The 15,378-nt window shown below is 49.2% G+C and carries 14 protein-coding genes; 6 read left to right on the forward strand and 8 right to left on the reverse strand.

Annotation, left to right across the window (positions count from 1 at the left end):
* The coding region (locus tag ACJMM9_RS14045; RefSeq protein WP_405328228.1) for an agmatine/peptidylarginine deiminase at nt 1–704 on the reverse strand (704 nt) is incomplete at its 3' end.
* A 48-nt stretch (nt 705–752) separates the two neighbouring features.
* Nucleotides 753–1,616 carry a carbon-nitrogen hydrolase gene (locus tag ACJMM9_RS14050; RefSeq protein WP_405328231.1) on the reverse strand — a complete coding sequence of 288 codons (864 nt, stop codon included), beginning with the start codon at nt 1,614–1,616 and terminating at the stop codon, nt 753–755.
* 160 nt (nt 1,617–1,776) lie between these two features.
* Between ACJMM9_RS14050 and ACJMM9_RS14055 the strand changes: the two genes are divergently transcribed.
* Both ACJMM9_RS14055 and prfB read left to right on the forward strand, forming a co-directional pair.
* A complete protein-coding gene (locus ACJMM9_RS14055) occupies nt 1,777–2,784 on the forward strand; it encodes a peptidylprolyl isomerase (RefSeq protein ID WP_405328234.1) in 1,008 nt (335 codons plus the stop codon).
* A gap of 148 nt (nt 2,785–2,932) precedes the next feature.
* A protein-coding gene (prfB, locus tag ACJMM9_RS14060) for a peptide chain release factor 2 (protein WP_141099210.1) occupies nt 2,933–4,043 on the forward strand; the annotation gives its coding sequence in 2 pieces (ribosomal slippage) (nt 2,933–3,004 and nt 3,006–4,043; 1,110 coding nt in all).
* A 206-nt stretch (nt 4,044–4,249) separates the two neighbouring features.
* Here the strand turns inward: prfB and ACJMM9_RS14065 are convergent.
* Entirely contained in the window at nt 4,250–5,911 is a 1,662-nt protein-coding gene (locus ACJMM9_RS14065; RefSeq protein WP_088629652.1) for a diphosphate--fructose-6-phosphate 1-phosphotransferase, read from the reverse strand.
* 342 nt (nt 5,912–6,253) lie between these two features.
* On the opposite strand from ACJMM9_RS14065, the gene ACJMM9_RS14070 reads away from it, so the two are divergent.
* The gene (locus tag ACJMM9_RS14070) at nt 6,254–6,667 is read left to right on the forward strand and encodes a hypothetical protein (RefSeq protein ID WP_405328238.1); all 414 of its coding nucleotides are present in this window, start codon (nt 6,254–6,256) and stop codon (nt 6,665–6,667) included.
* A gap of 388 nt (nt 6,668–7,055) precedes the next feature.
* On the opposite strand, the gene ACJMM9_RS14075 is transcribed toward ACJMM9_RS14070, so the two are convergent.
* Nucleotides 7,056–7,616 carry a methylated-DNA--[protein]-cysteine S-methyltransferase gene (locus tag ACJMM9_RS14075; protein ID WP_405328241.1) on the reverse strand — a complete coding sequence of 187 codons (561 nt, stop codon included), beginning with the start codon at nt 7,614–7,616 and terminating at the stop codon, nt 7,056–7,058.
* 17 nt (nt 7,617–7,633) lie between these two features.
* Entirely contained in the window at nt 7,634–8,857 is a 1,224-nt protein-coding gene (gene alr / locus ACJMM9_RS14080; RefSeq protein ID WP_405328244.1) for an alanine racemase, read from the reverse strand.
* A 606-nt stretch (nt 8,858–9,463) separates the two neighbouring features.
* On the opposite strand from alr, the gene ACJMM9_RS14085 reads away from it, so the two are divergent.
* The 3 genes from ACJMM9_RS14085 to ACJMM9_RS14095 all read left to right on the forward strand — a co-directional run bounded on the left by ACJMM9_RS14085 (nt 9,464) and on the right by ACJMM9_RS14095 (nt 12,914).
* Nucleotides 9,464–10,405: a TonB family protein gene (locus tag ACJMM9_RS14085; RefSeq protein ID WP_405328247.1), complete on the forward strand. Its 942-nt coding sequence runs from the start codon at nt 9,464–9,466 to the stop codon at nt 10,403–10,405.
* 100 nt (nt 10,406–10,505) lie between these two features.
* Entirely contained in the window at nt 10,506–11,621 is a 1,116-nt protein-coding gene (locus tag ACJMM9_RS14090) for an aminopeptidase (RefSeq protein ID WP_405328249.1), read from the forward strand.
* 48 nt (nt 11,622–11,669) lie between these two features.
* Nucleotides 11,670–12,914 carry a hypothetical protein gene (locus tag ACJMM9_RS14095; protein ID WP_405328252.1) on the forward strand — a complete coding sequence of 415 codons (1,245 nt, stop codon included), beginning with the start codon at nt 11,670–11,672 and terminating at the stop codon, nt 12,912–12,914.
* Between the two features lie 150 nt (nt 12,915–13,064).
* On the opposite strand, the gene ACJMM9_RS14100 is transcribed toward ACJMM9_RS14095, so the two are convergent.
* The 3 genes from ACJMM9_RS14100 to ACJMM9_RS14110 all read right to left on the reverse strand — a co-directional run.
* Entirely contained in the window at nt 13,065–14,054 is a 990-nt protein-coding gene (locus ACJMM9_RS14100; RefSeq protein ID WP_405328255.1) for an aspartate-semialdehyde dehydrogenase, read from the reverse strand.
* Between the two features lie 21 nt (nt 14,055–14,075).
* Nucleotides 14,076–15,032, reverse strand: coding sequence for a hypothetical protein (locus tag ACJMM9_RS14105; RefSeq protein WP_405328258.1), 957 nt, complete (start codon nt 15,030–15,032; stop codon nt 14,076–14,078).
* A 15-nt stretch (nt 15,033–15,047) separates the two neighbouring features.
* Nucleotides 15,048–15,378 (reverse strand): single-stranded DNA-binding protein (locus ACJMM9_RS14110; protein WP_405328260.1); only part of this gene is annotated, 331 nt, incomplete at its 5' end.

The following is a 15,378-nucleotide window of genomic DNA, read 5'->3' on the forward strand; positions in this document are numbered from 1 at the left end:
TTGGGGGAGCGCTTGTTGTCCGTCATGCACATGACGACTCTGTCTTTTTCCACAAAACGCGCAACGTTATCGATGTGACCATCCGTGTGGTCGCCATGCAATCCGTGCGGGAGTACGAGCAATTCCTTGAGTCCAAAAGCCTTACAGAGGGCCTTCACGACTTTTTTCAAATCCTTCTCGTCATTACGGTTCTTGCCGACGAGGCAATCTTCAGTCGTGATGCCGAGACCGTCGCCGTTGACTTCAATAGCGCCGCCTTCGAAGATGAACGGAACGCTTTCATTGAGCGGGAGTTTTTGCTTTTCGGCAATCTTCTGCGGGATGGCATTGTCGAGTCCCCATGGCGGGAACTTGGCGCCCCAGGCATTAAACTGCGTTTCCGTGACGACTTTCTTGTCGCCCTTCTTCATAAAGAACGGACCGTAGTCGCGAATCCAGATGTCGTTTGTCTTAATGACGATGAAGTTTACCGGGAACGGGCGATTGGCAAGAGCCGCCTTTTCTTCGTCAGTCAAGAAGTTCTTGGCGGGGAGCAACAAATTCACCGGCTGGAATTCCGTGATGTTACGGATAAGTTCTACATAGAACTTGCGGATGTTGATGCCGCGTTCACCATACCAGTTCGTCTTGTTGTGCGGGAAAGCAAGCCACGTGGCACTCTGCTTTTCCCATTCCGCCGGATAACGTACTTTTGCAATACTCATACTTTCGTCTCTCGTCTGTAGCCGCGAAGCGGCGTTCTTTCGTCTAAATTATTCTGCCCAAATCTTCAAAATGTCCTTGTACAAGTCCACGCGCCTGTCGCGGAAATGCGGCCACCAACGGCGATTTTCTTCGGTTTCGGCAAGGTCGAGTTCGACATAGCTTGCACCCAGGAATTCCGGATCGCACTTTTGCAAGATGTATCCGTCCGGTGCCGCGACAAAGCTTGTGCCCCAGAACGTGAGGTGACCTTCGACGCCCGAGCGGTTTGCTGCAATGACGAACGTGCGGTTTGCAATCGCGTGTCCGCGCATGACCGTCATCCAGCTGTCCTGCTGGCGCGGGTAAATTTCCTTGGGTTCAGAATCCATCCAGCCAATAGCGGTCGGGTAGATGAGCACGTCGGCGCCCTTGAGGCTCATGATGCGGGCTGCTTCGGGGAACCACTGGTCCCAGCAAATAAGCACACCAAGAGTTCCTGCGCTAGTCTTGATTGGCTCAAAACCGGTGTCACCTGGAATAAAGTAATACTTTTCGTAGAAGGCGGGATCATCGGGAATGTGGCTCTTGCGGTAAAGCCCTGCGATGCTTCCGTCGCGTTCAAAGACGAAGGCCGAGTTGTGGTAAATACCACGGGCGCGCTTTTCGAAGAACGGGAACACGACAACGGCGTTCAGTTCCTTTGCAATTGCTTGCCATTCGGCGATAATCGGGTGATCCTTTTCAATCGCCAAGTCGAAAAAGTCAGCGTTTTCTTCGAACGGGAAGTACGGAGTGTGGAAAAGTTCGGGGAGGACGAGCAAGTCGATATCCTTGCCCTTGAGCTTGAGTGCTTCGTCCTTGTACCACTTGTTATTGGAATCGAAATCCCCGGTCCATTTGCCTTGCAACGTGTATACTTTAATCTTCTTCATGTGCAATAATTTAGCAAAAACGAGCCATAACTTCAATTTTTTGTAAGAACATTGTTTTGTTTGCGTAAAATCACATAGGGGGAGCTTTTGCTTGTTGTAAGTTTTCTATATTAACCCTTGAATTTTTATAACCCTTGATTTTTTAATAAAAGGATAAATAATGTCTCTTAAACTCATTTCTCGTGGTGCAGCCGCTGTTCTTTTGACGGCTGGCATTGCCTCTGCTCAGTTGATGAATTCGAAAAGTCTCGACGTCATCCGCGTCGAAAAGACGGGTATTTCTGCTGGTAAGATCGATAGCCTTGCAACGATGCTTGGCCAACAGCAGGCTCCGGGCCAGAAGTTGACCGACGAAATGATGACTCAACTTCGCTATGCAGTTGTAGATAATCTTGTGGGTCAGGAACTCATCAAGCTCGAAGCTAAGAAGATGGGTATCAAGGTGTCTGCCGGTAAGGTCGATAGCTTGACCAACCTCTTCAAGAAGCAGTTCCCGAGCGAAGATGCTTTCCAGAAGGAACTCAAGAAGTCCAACACAACGATGGCTCAGTTCAAGTCCAAGATTGAAGACCAGCTCAAGAGTGAACAGATTCTCGAAAAGAAGGTTCCGTATCCGAAGGATCCGACCGAAGAAGATCTCAAGGCTTTCTGGCAGCTCAATCAGTCCAAGGTTGCAATCAACGATACCATTAGCGGTGCTCGCATCTTCATCTCTACCAAGGGCAAGAGCGCTCAGGAAATCAGCGATGCCAAGGACATGTTGAAGGGTCTTGCAGCCCAGGTTCGTTCCAAGAAGGCTACGTTTGCTCAGCTCGCCGCTATGTATAGCGACGATAAGGAAGCCAAGAAGACGGGCGGTATCATGAACAAGTTTGTTGCCAAGTCCAAGAGCGCCGCTTTTGCTAAGGCTGTTGGCAAGATCAAGGTCGGTGAAATCTCTGAAGTCATTACGGAAAATGACGGCGTGTCTATTTTCATGCTTACCGAAAAGAATGACGGCAAGTTTGATAGCTACAAGCACCAGATCGACTACATCTTGCGTGTACAGCGCGAACAGGAACGCCAGGCTAAGCTCAAGGCTTATCTCGACGAACTTGGCAAGACTTACAAGGTCCAGTACCTCGACAAGAAGTACGAACCGCCTCAGGCAATCGGCGCTGCTAAGTAATAGCACGGATTGTTTGTACGTGTCATTCTGAGCGAAGCGTAGCGAAGTCGAAGAATCCAGAAATTTTTTGGATCCTTCGATTTTGATTCTACGGTTCTGCACTCAGGATGACACTTCTTTTTTAATTAGCTGATATATAGAGGTTTATATGGCATTCAACACTACTCACACCGGGCTTATCGAGTTGCGCAGCCGCATCGATAAACTCTGGGGGTATCTTTGACTTAGAGGCAAAGACCGAAGAACTCTACGTCCTTGAAAAGGATTCTGGCGACCCGAACCTGTGGAACGATCAGGAAAAGGCGCAGGCGATGATGAAAAAGATTGGGAACCTCAAGGGGCTTATTGATTCCTGGAAAGAAGTTTCCCAGACGTGCGACGACCTTGCCGAGCTTTATGAAATGAGCAAGGACGAGGAATCTGCCGATCTCACGGCAACGCTCGAATCCGACATTGCAGACCTCAAGTCCAGAGTCGAAGCGATGGAATTCAAGAAGATGCTGAACGGTCCGGACGATGCTTGCGCATGCCTTATGTCTATTCATCCGGGGGCAGGCGGTACGGAGTCCCAGGACTGGGCGCTCATGCTTTTCCGCATGTACACGCATTTCTTTGAACGCGAAAAGATGGACTTCAAGGTCGTTGATTTCCAGGAAGCGGAAGACGCAGGCCTCAAGAGTGCAACGATTGAAGTCACTTGCGAAAACGCTTACGGCTTGCTCCGTTCGGAAATCGGTGTTCACCGCCTGGTGCGCATCAGCCCGTTCGATGCGAATGCCCGCCGCCATACGAGCTTTACCGCCGTTTATCTGTACCCCGAACATGAGGATGTCGAATTCGATCTCGACATGTCCGAAGTGCGCGTTGACACGTACCGCAGTAGCGGTGCTGGCGGTCAGTACATCAACAAGACGGATTCCGCAGTGCGTATGACCCACTTGCCGACAGGCATTATGGCGAGTTGCCAGACGGAACGTAGCCAGATCCAGAATCGCGAAACCTGCTATAAGATGCTCAAGACCATGGTCGCAGAACACTACCGCTTGGAGGAAGAAGCGAAGCGTGATGCCCGCATGGCCGAGAAGAAGAAGGTTGAATGGGGTAGCCAGATTCGCAGCTACGTGTTGCAGCCGTACCAGCTTGTGAAGGACCTCCGCACTGGCGTTGAAACGTCTGATACCGCAGGCGTTCTCGATGGAAAAATCAAGCCGTTCATCGACGCATACTTGCTGAGCACAAGCGAAGCGAATAAGCAGTAGGAAGTAGACGGTAGGAAGTAGACGGTAGACAAATGCGTAGGGCGAGTGAAGCAGGATTGCTTGCATGCCTATTTCCGAGCCTAGCTTTTGGTTGAGTAAAGCGAAAGCACAATGTTAGAAGTGGCGGGCTTTGCCCGCCATTTTTCTGAGACAAAAAAAAGAGAAGCTCTGTTAAGCTTCCCTTTTTTGCTTTATGCAATCAAAGATTACATTGCACCGCGTTCGAGCTTGATCGTGAAGTTCGTGATATCGCAAACTTCGCTCGGACCCCAGTACTGGATCGGACCCGGGTAGGTGTAGGATTCAGTCTTAGCCCATTCGTCGCGGCGAGCGGCGAAGTACTTGAACGGAGCGCTCATCGGGCCTTCGAGTTCAACGAGAGCCTTGCGGATAACCGGCTTGTCGGCACCGTGACGGCGTTCGATGTTCATCATCATGGTGATCGGAAGGCCGCCAGCGACCCAGTTTTCGATACCCTTGGTGACGTTGCGGACAGAGCTCATGTAGCCGTTCATGCCGTTGAGGGCGAGAACAGATGCTGCAAAGCCGAGGCTGTAGCAGTAGTCAGCGTCGAAGTTGGACGGAGCTGCGCAACGGCCTTCGTAACCGAAGAAGTGGTTGAGAGCAGAGAACTTGCCCTTGAAGTCACCACGGTTCTTGAGTTCCTTCTTGACCATTTCGATGATGAGCTTTTCAGTTTCGATGAGGGAAACCTGAACGTTGCCATGGCTGTCGCGTTCGAGCATGAGCTGGGCCTGGATGCCAGCCGGGAGGCTCTTGAGGACTTCAGCGGATTCAGCGCTGACCCATGCGCAGAGCTTTTCGACCTTAGCAGCCGTGTCGAGACCTTCGACTTCAGCTTCGTGGTGGGCGAGGGCTTCAGAAAGTTCAGAGATAAGGACGCCAACGTCCGGGATGAATTCGAGGAGGCCTTCCGGAATGAGGGCGACACCGAAGTTCTTGCCCTGAGCTGCACGAGCGTAAACAACGTCAGCAACCTGCTTGATCACGTCCTTGAGCTTCATCTGCTTTGCCTTGACTTCTTCAGAGATAAGGCAGATGTTCGGGTGGGTCTGGAGAGCGGCTTCGAGAGCGATATGGGAAGCAGAGCGGCCCATGAGCTTGATGAAGTGCCAGTACTTCTGAGCGGAGTTTGCATCGCGCATGATGTTGCCGATGAGTTCAGAGTAGGTCTTCACAGCGGTGTCGAAACCGAAAGAGGTTTCGATGAATTCGTTCTTCAAGTCACCATCGATGGTCTTCGGGCAACCGCAAACGCAGGTCTTGACGCCCTTGGACTGGAAGTATTCACCGAGAACAGCAGCGTTCGTGTTGGAGTCGTCACCACCGATGATAACGATAGCGTCGAGGTCGAGCTTGTTAGCAACAGCGATGCACTTGTTGAACTGTTCTTCAGTTTCGAGCTTGGTACGGCCAGACTGGATCATGTCGAAGCCACCGGCGTTGCGGTAGGCGTCCATCTTGGCGTCGTCAATTTCAATGTACTTGCCGTTTTCGAGACCGGAGGGGCCGCCGAGGAAACCGAAAAGGACGGAATCCTTGGAAACGGACTTGATGCCGTCGTAGATACCGGCGATAACGTTATGTCCACCCGGAGCCTGGCCACCAGAGAGAACCACGCCCATGCGGAGAGCCTTGCCAGCCTTGGCTTCGGCTGCTTCGAACTGAACAACCGGAAGACCATAGGTGTTCGGGAAGAGTTCCTTGATCTTGGCCTGGTCGCTAACGGATTCCGTAGCTGCACCCTTGTTAATCTTCACGCTGAGGGCGCCGTTCTTGAGGGACACCGGGAGCTTCGGCTGATAGGCCTGACGGGCCTTGGTCAGTACAGAGAGATTTTCGGACATTGTTTATTCCTTTTGTTAATCCCGCAAAAAAAACGGGTTTTGGTTAAAAATTCCGGCGTAAATATAGAAAATTAGACGAGAGACTAGAGACGAAAGACGAAAGAAAACGAGCCTTTCTGAGTCCTGGAACAAGTCCGGGATAAACTCCGGCCGCACGGTCGATGTCAAAGAATCAACAGTAATTTCTTTACGAAATTTGATAAAAGTCAAATTTTTGTATTTTTTTTTTTAACTTTTTATTCCAAAATAGAGTAAATTTTTCTATATATGCGGTTCGTAAGAAAAAAGTAATGAATGTCGTGCGGCGAGCATTGCTTGATTCGTAAAAAAGAAGGTGAGTGTATGAATGTTTTAATCTGGGGATCCGATACGATTTTGGGCCATGGGCTTTTGTCCATGCTCAAGGACATCAAGGATGGTGTGTTCAACGCTATCGGTAATATTGAAATAGGGGAGATCTTTGCCTGCGATGCTGAATCCGACAAAGATGTTATCGACGAAGCTTGTGCCAATGCCGACTTCGTATTCAATTTATCCTATGGATTTAAATCGGACAAGCTCATTGAAGGTTTGAACGTTCATAACAATACTTGCCCGGTGCTTTTGGGCCATTCTGTAGGCGACAAGAGCCTTTTCCGCGAATATGCCCAAAATAACAATGTGCCGATTCTTGAGTGGGCGCCGAATTACGACATGGAACTCTTGAGCATCGAGGCTCAGGTTTACGACATGCTTGGCGCATTACAGTGCGCGTAGGTTAGACGAAAGACTATAGACGACAAATGCGTAAGGCGAATGAAGCGGGCCGCTTGCGGGACCATTTCTGAGCCTTGCATTTGGGACTTGAACGAAGTGAAAGTCCAAAGATAATTTTAGGCGGCCTAAAAGGTCGCCTTTTTGTATCGTATGCAATTATTAGTTTTTTTATAAAATAGCTTGATACATATGTTCAAGCATTGATAATAAGCGGGATAAGTGGATGTATAATTTAAGGATAATGATAGCTCGTCGCGAGAATGGAGGCGTCGGCCAAGGATGGGGTGGGTGCAGGGAGGGGGCCGTGCGGCCTTCGCAACTCTGAGCTGGGGCCCCGCCCGCATGACGTTCTTTTTGCGTTTAAAAGGGGCTTTGTCCAGTAAATTTTTTATTCCAACATTAATTCATTTGGAATGGCTCCCTCCATGCAGAGGAGCCTTCTTTTTAATCCGATGCCAAGCGCATAGCCGCTCAGGCGACCGCGGCTGTCTATTACGCGGTGGCAGGGGATGACGACTTGAATCGGATTCCTGTGCAGAACATTCCCGACGGCACGGACTGCTTGCGGATGGTCAATTGTTTTGGCAATTTGTTTGTACGTACAAGTTGTGCCATAAGGAATTTGACGTGTGACTTCGAGGACTTTTTTCTGAAAGTCGGTGCCGTAAATTTTTATGGGAATAGAAAACTCGCAGATCTTGCCTGCGAGGTACAAATTAAGTTCGTTCACGGCCTTGCGGTAGGCGTTGCGAACACGATTGTTTAATTGCAATTCCGAGTCGGTGCTCGCATAGGCGCAAGCCTGCACGTTGCTCGGAGTCGCTTTTACTTCGTCTGAAGTTTCCCGAAATTTTAGACCACAAAGTTTTGATCCTTCAAAAATAAAGGTCCATTCGCCCCAGACGTTCCTGTGACTTATCTTTGTGAATTTCGGGTCATCAAACTTCATACCATGCGGATCTTCTCCTAGCGCAATGGATATTCCTTGAAATCCTTGACGCCGAATTCTTCCTTGAGGTAGTCCCAGCGCACGAGGCGGTTCTTCCAGTAGTACTTGCGGTACAGACGGCGAGCCACGCGGCTAGTGATTTCGTACGGAATCGTGTGGTGTTCTTCGGCGACGCTTTCCATCGAAATGCGGAAGTCGAGTTCGCCATTCACGACGTCAACGGTTTCGCCAACTTGTACGTCAGGGATGTGGCTTACATCGACCATCGTGGCATCCATGCAGACGCGTCCGAGAATCGGGCAGAGCTGTCCGCGAATGAAGACAAAGCCCTTGTTGTATTCGCCGCGGAGGTAGCCGTCGCCGTAACCAATGGCGATGGTCGCGATGCGCGTGAGCTGTTGGGCTGCCCAGTAACCGCCGTAGCTGACGGTTTCGCCGGGCTTCACGTCGTGCACGTGGCGGATGGTGGACTTGATTTTCATGACCGGCTTGATCGGCAACGTGGACGGGACTGCTCCCATGCAGTTGTAGCCGTAAAGCGTGAGACCCGGGCGCACCATGTCGAAATGGCTTTCGGGGTGCGTGAGTGTGCCTGCTGAGCTGGAGCAATGGCAGATGGCCGGGCGGAGTCCGTCGGCATCGAGCACATCGACGAGTCGCGTGAAACGCTGGATCTGAATTTCTGTTTTCGGGTTGCCCGGCATGTCGGCTGTAGCAAGATGCGTGAACATGCCTTCGAACTTGAGATGCTTGAGGGTGAGGGCTGCGCGGATGTTGTTGAAGTCTTCGGCATCAAAGCCGTAGCGGTTCATGCCCGTGTCGATGGCGAGGTGCGCCTTGCATTCCGTGCCTGTTTCACCGAGGAACTGGTCAAAAGCAACTGCGGTGCGGAGGTCTGTGATGGCTGCGGTCAGCTGGTATTCGACAAAGTACGCAAAGTCAGAGGGGGTGCAGGGGCCGAGCACGAGAATCGGCAAGTCCATGCCGTACTGGCGAAGCAGCATGCCTTCGCTGATGTGGGCAACACCGAGGTAGTCGGCACCGCCAGCCTTGGCGGCGAATGAGCAGGCGAGGCTGCCGTGGCCGTAGGAGTCGGCCTTGACAGGAAGCAAAATCTTCGTGGAAGCCGGAATCTGGCTTCTGATAAATTGAATGTTGTTGCAGAGAGCGTCTAGGTTGATTTCAATCCAGTTCGGGCGAGCAATCTTATTTAAGTCAGGAGGAGTAGCTAAAAGTTTCATGATAATGGAAATATAGGTAAGTCTTTTGAAAATGGGCTTGAGTTCAGTAAAAAAGCGCAAATATAGGGGGTGTTTTGCAAATTCTATTCTAATATGGAATAAATTACACTGGTCTAAGTTTTGTAAAAAACGCAGGCAGGGGAAAGATCTAAAATCAAGTGCAATCCCAATAACTACGGGCTAAGCCTTATTTTATCTAAGTTTACAATGTTTCGTATGAAATTTTCTTTACTGTTTTTGAGTGGTTTTTGCTTTTTTTTTATTGGTACTTTATGGGTGTGGTAAGGATGTGGGTTACAACTTGCTTTCAAATAAATGAATAAAAAAAGTAAGAGGTTGTACAAAGTAAATAAAAATTATTTTGTAATTAATTTTTCTGAAATTACTTAAACGATTTTTGAACATTCGAGTTTGGATTCGTAAGAAATTACGAAGTAGATTCGTGTGACTGTATCGCGTGGAACTTCGCAATAAAGGCTTGTTCGGGAAGCCTTATTCCGAAGTGTTGCCATTCGGCAAATTGATGCTCCGCTCACGGAGTAGTTGGTTTGCTGATACCTAAAAAAACAAAAACATCCAATTTCCTGCAAAAGGGAGGATAAAATCATGAAAACGACAAAACAAACACAAGATGCGTTCATCGCATCCTTGATGCCAGATTCCGACAAGAAGATGGTGCGCATTTCTGGTGCATCGCTGATTGTCGCGTTGGCGCTTGGTTTCTGGGCGTCTACGTATGAAAGCATTATCGATGAGGTCATGTTCGATCCACCGGAAAAAGATCAAATAGGGGTTTCTGTCAAAATGGATCCAATAGAGAAAAAGCCTGATCCACCTAAGAAACCTAAAGTACAGGAAGAAATCACGCGTAGAAAGCCGGGTGGTGGAGGTAAGCCTAAAGGAGATGGTGATCCTAGAGCGCCTATTAACCGTGGTGTTCTCGAAAGGCTTACAGCCATGACAAATACGGCGTCGGCGCAAGCATACGACCTTGCGAACAAGACGTTTGCGAAAGATATCGAGAAAACTCTTAAAGTTCTGAATGGCTTACAGGTGACCGGTAAGACAAGCCTTGCTGAAAAACGTCGTGGTAAAGCAGATGTTGGTTTCAACCCAGGTAGCATTACAGGCTCCGGGGGTGGAATTGGCGACATGCTTAGCGGCTTGCTTGGCGGTCCTGCTGGCACTATCAAGACTCAGGCAAAAATGAAAAACATGCCGATTCCAAAGATGAATGAAATCGAAATGGGTTCTACAGGTGCATCCCGTTCGGCTTCTGAAATCATGAAGGTTGTCAAGCAGCGTACACCTGGACTCCGTCACATTTACAATACGCATTTGAAGAAAAAGCCGGGGTTCCAGGGCAAGGTCACATTGAAGTTCACGATTGCGCCGGGTGGCGAGATCATAAGCATTGCTGTGGCTAATTCGACGACTGGTTTCACTGAATTCGATAATGCCGTCAAGTCTGCTGTTAGCAAGTGGACTTTCAATAAAATCAAGTCGGGAAATACGACAGTGACGATTCCGTTTACCTTTACGGAGTAATGGAATGAGAATTGGAGTAGAATAAAGACAGATAGATTTTTAAATTTAAGTCGGCGATTTTGTCGCCGACTTTCGGTGATTTTAATTTATGGGGTAAAGAATGAAAGATCCTCGCATTACGCAACTTGCAGAAAATTTGATCAATAATGCCATTGCACTCAAGGCGGGCGAAAACATTTTAATCGAAACGACCGACACGCCGGACGAACTCTCGACAGAACTCATCAAGGCTGTTGCGAAAGTTGGCGGTAACGCCTTTGTCCACAATTACAATAGCCGTGTGCGTCGGGAGGTTATTCGCAGCGCTTCTGAAGACCAGATGAAACTCTCTGCGGATCTTGCGATGAACGAGATGAAGCAGATGCAGGCATACCTCTCTATCCGCGCGATGAACAACGCGATGGAAAACTGCGATATCGATGACAAGAAGATGCTTGCCTATAGAACCATCACGCAGGACTTGCTCAATTACCGCGTGAACAACACTCGCTGGTGTGTGCTGCGCTGGCCGAACCCGTCCATGGCTCAGGGCGCAAAGATGAGTACGGAAGCTTTCGAAGACTTTTACTTCAAGGCTTGCCTTGCCGATTATCCGAAGATGCATCGCGCCGCCCAGGCGTTGGTCGATCTCATGAACAAGACGGACAAGGTGCGTCTCGTGGCGCAGGATACGGACATCACGTTTAGCATCAAGGACATTCCGGCTGTGCCGTGCTGCGGCAACATGAACATTCCCGATGGCGAAGTCTATACGGCGCCGGTGCAGGGGAGTATCGAAGGCGTCATCCATTACAACACGCCGACGCTTTACGAAGGTAAGCAATTTAGCAACATCCGCCTCGTCTTCAAGCAGGGTAAGATTGTCGAAGCGACTTGCGAAACGGGCGACAACAAGAGCCTGAATGCGATTTTCGATACGGACGAGGGCGCTCGCTACGTGGGCGAGTTTGCGATTGGATTCAACCCGTTTGTGCTTTCTCCGATGTGCGACATTCTGTTTGATGAAAAGATTGCGGGTTCCATCCACTTTACGCCGGGCATGTGCTACGAAGACGCCCCGAACGGGAACAAGTCTGCCATTCATTGGGACCTGGTGCTGATCATGCGTCCGGAATACGGTGGCGGTGAAATCTGGTTCGACGACAAGCTCATCCGCAAGGACGGCCTTTTTGTGGTCGATGAACTTAAGTGCTTGAATCCAGAGAATCTTGTTTAATTATATTTTTCTCACACAATTCAAACCTTTTTGTTACAAGGAAGCTGTATGAACTTTAAAAAGATGTTTGGTATCGCTCTTGCCTGCTTCGGTGTTGCTTTTGCACAGGGCACTTCTCAATCCATGAGCGAACAGGAATTGCAGAAGCAGGAAGAACAGGCTGCCGCTTCTGAAGATTTGACGGCCCCGGTTCCGTTTGTCGCTCCGGAAATTCCGACGGATTCAAAAAAATCTTCTTTCAATAGAATATTACACGGCAAGTCCTATAATAGAAACAGCAATATGGCGGCCGCTAACAATACGGACCTTTTGCTTTCTTACCCGAACTTGTTCGCAAACCGCAAGTTCTTCTACATTGAGCCGACGAACAAACTCGGAATTCTCTCCCTTGGCTCGTTCTTTACGGCATTCGATATTTCCAAGGCTACTCATGCTCTAGATGATGACTCCCAAAAAGAAGTCGGTCGCCTTACGCTCGGTTATGCGGCTCCTGGATTTGGCTTCTATTTCAGAGCAGGTCTTGGATCTTCCTGGTTTGAAAACGATGCTGTTGAACGCGATACAACCTATGGTGGCGATGACTGGGCAGCTGCGATTGCAAAAAGTTTCTTGGGCATGAATGTGGCTGCTAGCGCTGATTGGGTTACCCATAAGCAGAAAATTCATGAAGAACCGTCTGCAAAGGGTTCTTCAGAGACAAAAGATCGTTTTGACAGCCTCACTTTGAATCTCAGCTTGACAAACGCTCCGACTGCAAAGAACTTCACCTGGGTTCTTGGTGCTAGGTTTATAAGCTTCAACAGCGAAACGAAAGTGGATGATGAAGTTGTTAAAGATAATGATGGCTTAGATTCTTTCTGGGAAATTGATCCGTATATTCGTGGTGGTCTTGCTGTGCTTGAAAATGAAAATGCAAGAGTCCTTTTCGGAGCGGCGGCTATATTCTCTTACAGGCATTATGATGAGCCTAAGGATGCGTTCTCCCTTGTTTCGATCATTCAGCCGAGCATGCTTGGTGAAGTTTTTGTAGGTGAATCGAAGAATTTCATGTTCTATGGCGAAGTTGGTTATGACTGGGTTGCTTTCCGCTATTATAATGAAAAGGAACCTAATGATTTGTCAGTGTTGGGCTATAACATGAATACTGTGAATGCCTCTATCGGGTTCCGCTATCAGTACAAGGATTTCCTTGCTGCTGAATTTAGCATAGGCGAAAAGCTCTTTACGGGTATTGGCAACTTCTTTACAGAAGATGGCACGTTCGTCGATTTCAGCGCGATGATCCGCTTCTAATAGCTAATTGCGACGACTGTTTGCAAAGAACGCCTCCCATTCGGGAGGCGTTCTTGTATAATGGCGATCCCGGCACTGAGGCCGGGATGACTGTGCAAAAAAAAGAGCCTAGCAAAAGCTAGACTCTTTTTTAAATGCGTGAATCGCGAATTAGAGGCGTTCTGCGATCTGGACGGCGTTGAGAGCAGCACCCTTGCGGATCTGGTCGCCAACAATCCAGATGTTCATGCCATTGTCGCAAGCGAGGTCCTTGCGGATACGGCCAACGTAGACGTCGTCAGTGCCCATGAGGTCGAGCGGCATCGGGTAGACGTTGTTTGCCGGATCGTCGCAGAGCTGGAGGCCTTCGCCGTTCTTGATGGCGTTGCGGACTTCTTCGACAGAGAGTGCGCGTTCCGTTTCGAAGCTGATGGCTTCGGAGTGGCAGCGGAGTGCAGAAACGCGGACGCAGGTAGCAGCGCAGCGGACGTCGCTGTGCATGATCTTCTGCGTTTCGTTGAACATCTTCATTTCTTCCTTTGTGTAGCCGTTGTCGGTGAACACGTCGATGTGCGGAATGAGGTTGTAAGCGAGCTGGTGTGCGAACTTCTTCACGGTGACCGGCTTGCCTTCAACGATTTCCTGGTACTGCTGCTTGAGTTCTGCCATGCCCGTTGCACCGGCACCGCTTGCGCTCTGGTAAGAGGAAACGTGAATGGTCTTGATCTTGCTCAAGTCGTTGATCGGCTTGAGAGCGACAACCATCATGATGGTCGTGCAGTTCGGGTTAGCGATGATGCCCTTGTGGAGCTTGATGTCTTCCGGGTTCACTTCTGGGACAACGAGCGGGACGTTCGGATCCATGCGGAAGAAGCTCGTGTTGTCGACGACGACTGCGCCTGCGTCAACAGCGATAGGAGCGAATTCCTTGGAAACGCTTGCGCCTGCAGAAGAGAGCACGAGGTCTACATTCTTGAAAGCGTCCTTGCAAGTCAGTTCGACTTTGAGCTTTTCGCCCTTGAATTCATATTCGCGGCCGACGCTGCGTTCGGAAGCGAGAAGCTTCAAGTTCTGAAGCGGGAAGTTACGTTGTTCAAGAATCTTGAGGAGTTCCTGACCTACTGCGCCCGTGGCGCCCATGATCGCTACGTTACGAATCATAGATTTAACCTTTGTTTTTTCTTATTGTTGAGGTTGATTGTTCGTTTTTAAATTTTGAATGATCTTGTTAAACTTGTCGATATGTCTTTTTGCAATTACAATCAGGTCGCGAGCTTGTGTGTATTTCTTCATTGCCTCGCTAGGATCTTCCAGAAGGCAATAAGAATACAGCGTGTGCGATGCGCTACGGATTGTTTCCGATGCTTGGACCAGTTCCGAATGGGCTTCTCGCGCTTCCATTGGATGGAATATGCCGATGGTCTTGCGGTTCAGCGATGTGGCCTTGTTGTTGATGGCGAGTGCCTGCTGGCTTCTTTTTTCGCGTTCCATTTCGCCTGCGCTTGGTTCCATTGCTTCAAATGAATCAATGGAATGCATGATCTCGAACATCTTGTCGATCACGGATTCTGCTTTGTTTGAATACGTGTCAAGACGATCCATCACTTCAGGAGCTAGTTCGACATCTTCAATACCTGCGTCTACAGATTCTGTACTGTTCTGAGAAACAGTTTTTTGCTTTTCCTGATTTTTGGCTTCGCTGTTTGCGTTGTCAAAAGACGAAATGTAGTCTTCGTATTTTTTGTTGTATGTGACCAGTTCTGTCGGTGAATAAGAAGAGGTGAGGACCAGAGTCGGACGTTCAAAGCAAGCCGTTCCGATACTGCCAGTCAGCATACATAAAGAAAGGAAGAGGAACGATGCCTTTGTGGACCATTCTTCACTTTGCACAAGACAATGAATGCTGAAAAGAAAAAGCAAAAAGAACGACAGTAAAATACCACCTTCGACATTCTGGACGATGATAGTATTCTTTACGAAATAGAATAGACAGTCTATTACAATCGTGAGAGTTGAAAGGATCGCTCCGACGACTTTCGTGTTACGCCCAGGAGTCGTTGCCGTTGCGAATAGCGTTACAAACGATATTCCAAGTGGCAGCGCATAGATGAGCGTTATTTCTGCAATTCCCTGATTCATTCACAAAGTTTAGAGTTAGAACGGAAGATCGACGTCTTCTTCTGCCATGCCTGCGTCATAGGCCGGAGCGCTATTCTGCTGCATGCCGTTGAAGCTGTTGGACTGGTAGCTGTTGGCCTGGCTGAAGCCGCCTGCACCCGGAGCGCCGCCCTGGCCGCGCGGAGTGAGGAGCTGGAACGTGTCCATGTTGATTTCGGTTACATAGCGCTTCTGACCGCTGGTCTGGTCCGTCCAGCTGCGGTTGGTGAGGGATCCTTCAACATAGAGGCTCATGCCTTTGCGAATGCCAAGCTGTTCAACGATATCTGCGATTTTGCCCCAGCCAATGATGTTGTGCCAGTCGGTC

The sequence above is a fragment of the Fibrobacter sp. genome, from assembly GCF_045112255.1.
In the GTDB taxonomy this organism is placed as follows: domain Bacteria; phylum Fibrobacterota; class Fibrobacteria; order Fibrobacterales; family Fibrobacteraceae; genus Fibrobacter.

What these genes read in the sequence shown, in the direction of transcription:
- ACJMM9_RS14050 (WP_405328231.1), bottom strand. Translation starts at nt 1,616, where the DNA reads ATGAAGAAGATTAAAGTATACACGTTGCAAGGCAAATGGACCGGGGAT.
- ACJMM9_RS14055 (WP_405328234.1), top strand. Translation starts at nt 1,777, where the DNA reads ATGTCTCTTAAACTCATTTCTCGTGGTGCAGCCGCTGTTCTTTTGACG.
- ACJMM9_RS14065 (WP_088629652.1), bottom strand. Translation starts at nt 5,911, where the DNA reads ATGTCCGAAAATCTCTCTGTACTGACCAAGGCCCGTCAGGCCTATCAG.
- ACJMM9_RS14070 (WP_405328238.1), top strand. Translation starts at nt 6,254, where the DNA reads ATGAATGTTTTAATCTGGGGATCCGATACGATTTTGGGCCATGGGCTT.
- ACJMM9_RS14075 (WP_405328241.1), bottom strand. Translation starts at nt 7,616, where the DNA reads ATGAAGTTTGATGACCCGAAATTCACAAAGATAAGTCACAGGAACGTC.
- alr (WP_405328244.1), bottom strand. Translation starts at nt 8,857, where the DNA reads ATGAAACTTTTAGCTACTCCTCCTGACTTAAATAAGATTGCTCGCCCG.
- ACJMM9_RS14085 (WP_405328247.1), top strand. Translation starts at nt 9,464, where the DNA reads ATGAAAACGACAAAACAAACACAAGATGCGTTCATCGCATCCTTGATG.
- ACJMM9_RS14090 (WP_405328249.1), top strand. Translation starts at nt 10,506, where the DNA reads ATGAAAGATCCTCGCATTACGCAACTTGCAGAAAATTTGATCAATAAT.
- ACJMM9_RS14095 (WP_405328252.1), top strand. Translation starts at nt 11,670, where the DNA reads ATGAACTTTAAAAAGATGTTTGGTATCGCTCTTGCCTGCTTCGGTGTT.
- ACJMM9_RS14100 (WP_405328255.1), bottom strand. Translation starts at nt 14,054, where the DNA reads ATGATTCGTAACGTAGCGATCATGGGCGCCACGGGCGCAGTAGGTCAG.
- ACJMM9_RS14105 (WP_405328258.1), bottom strand. Translation starts at nt 15,032, where the DNA reads ATGAATCAGGGAATTGCAGAAATAACGCTCATCTATGCGCTGCCACTT.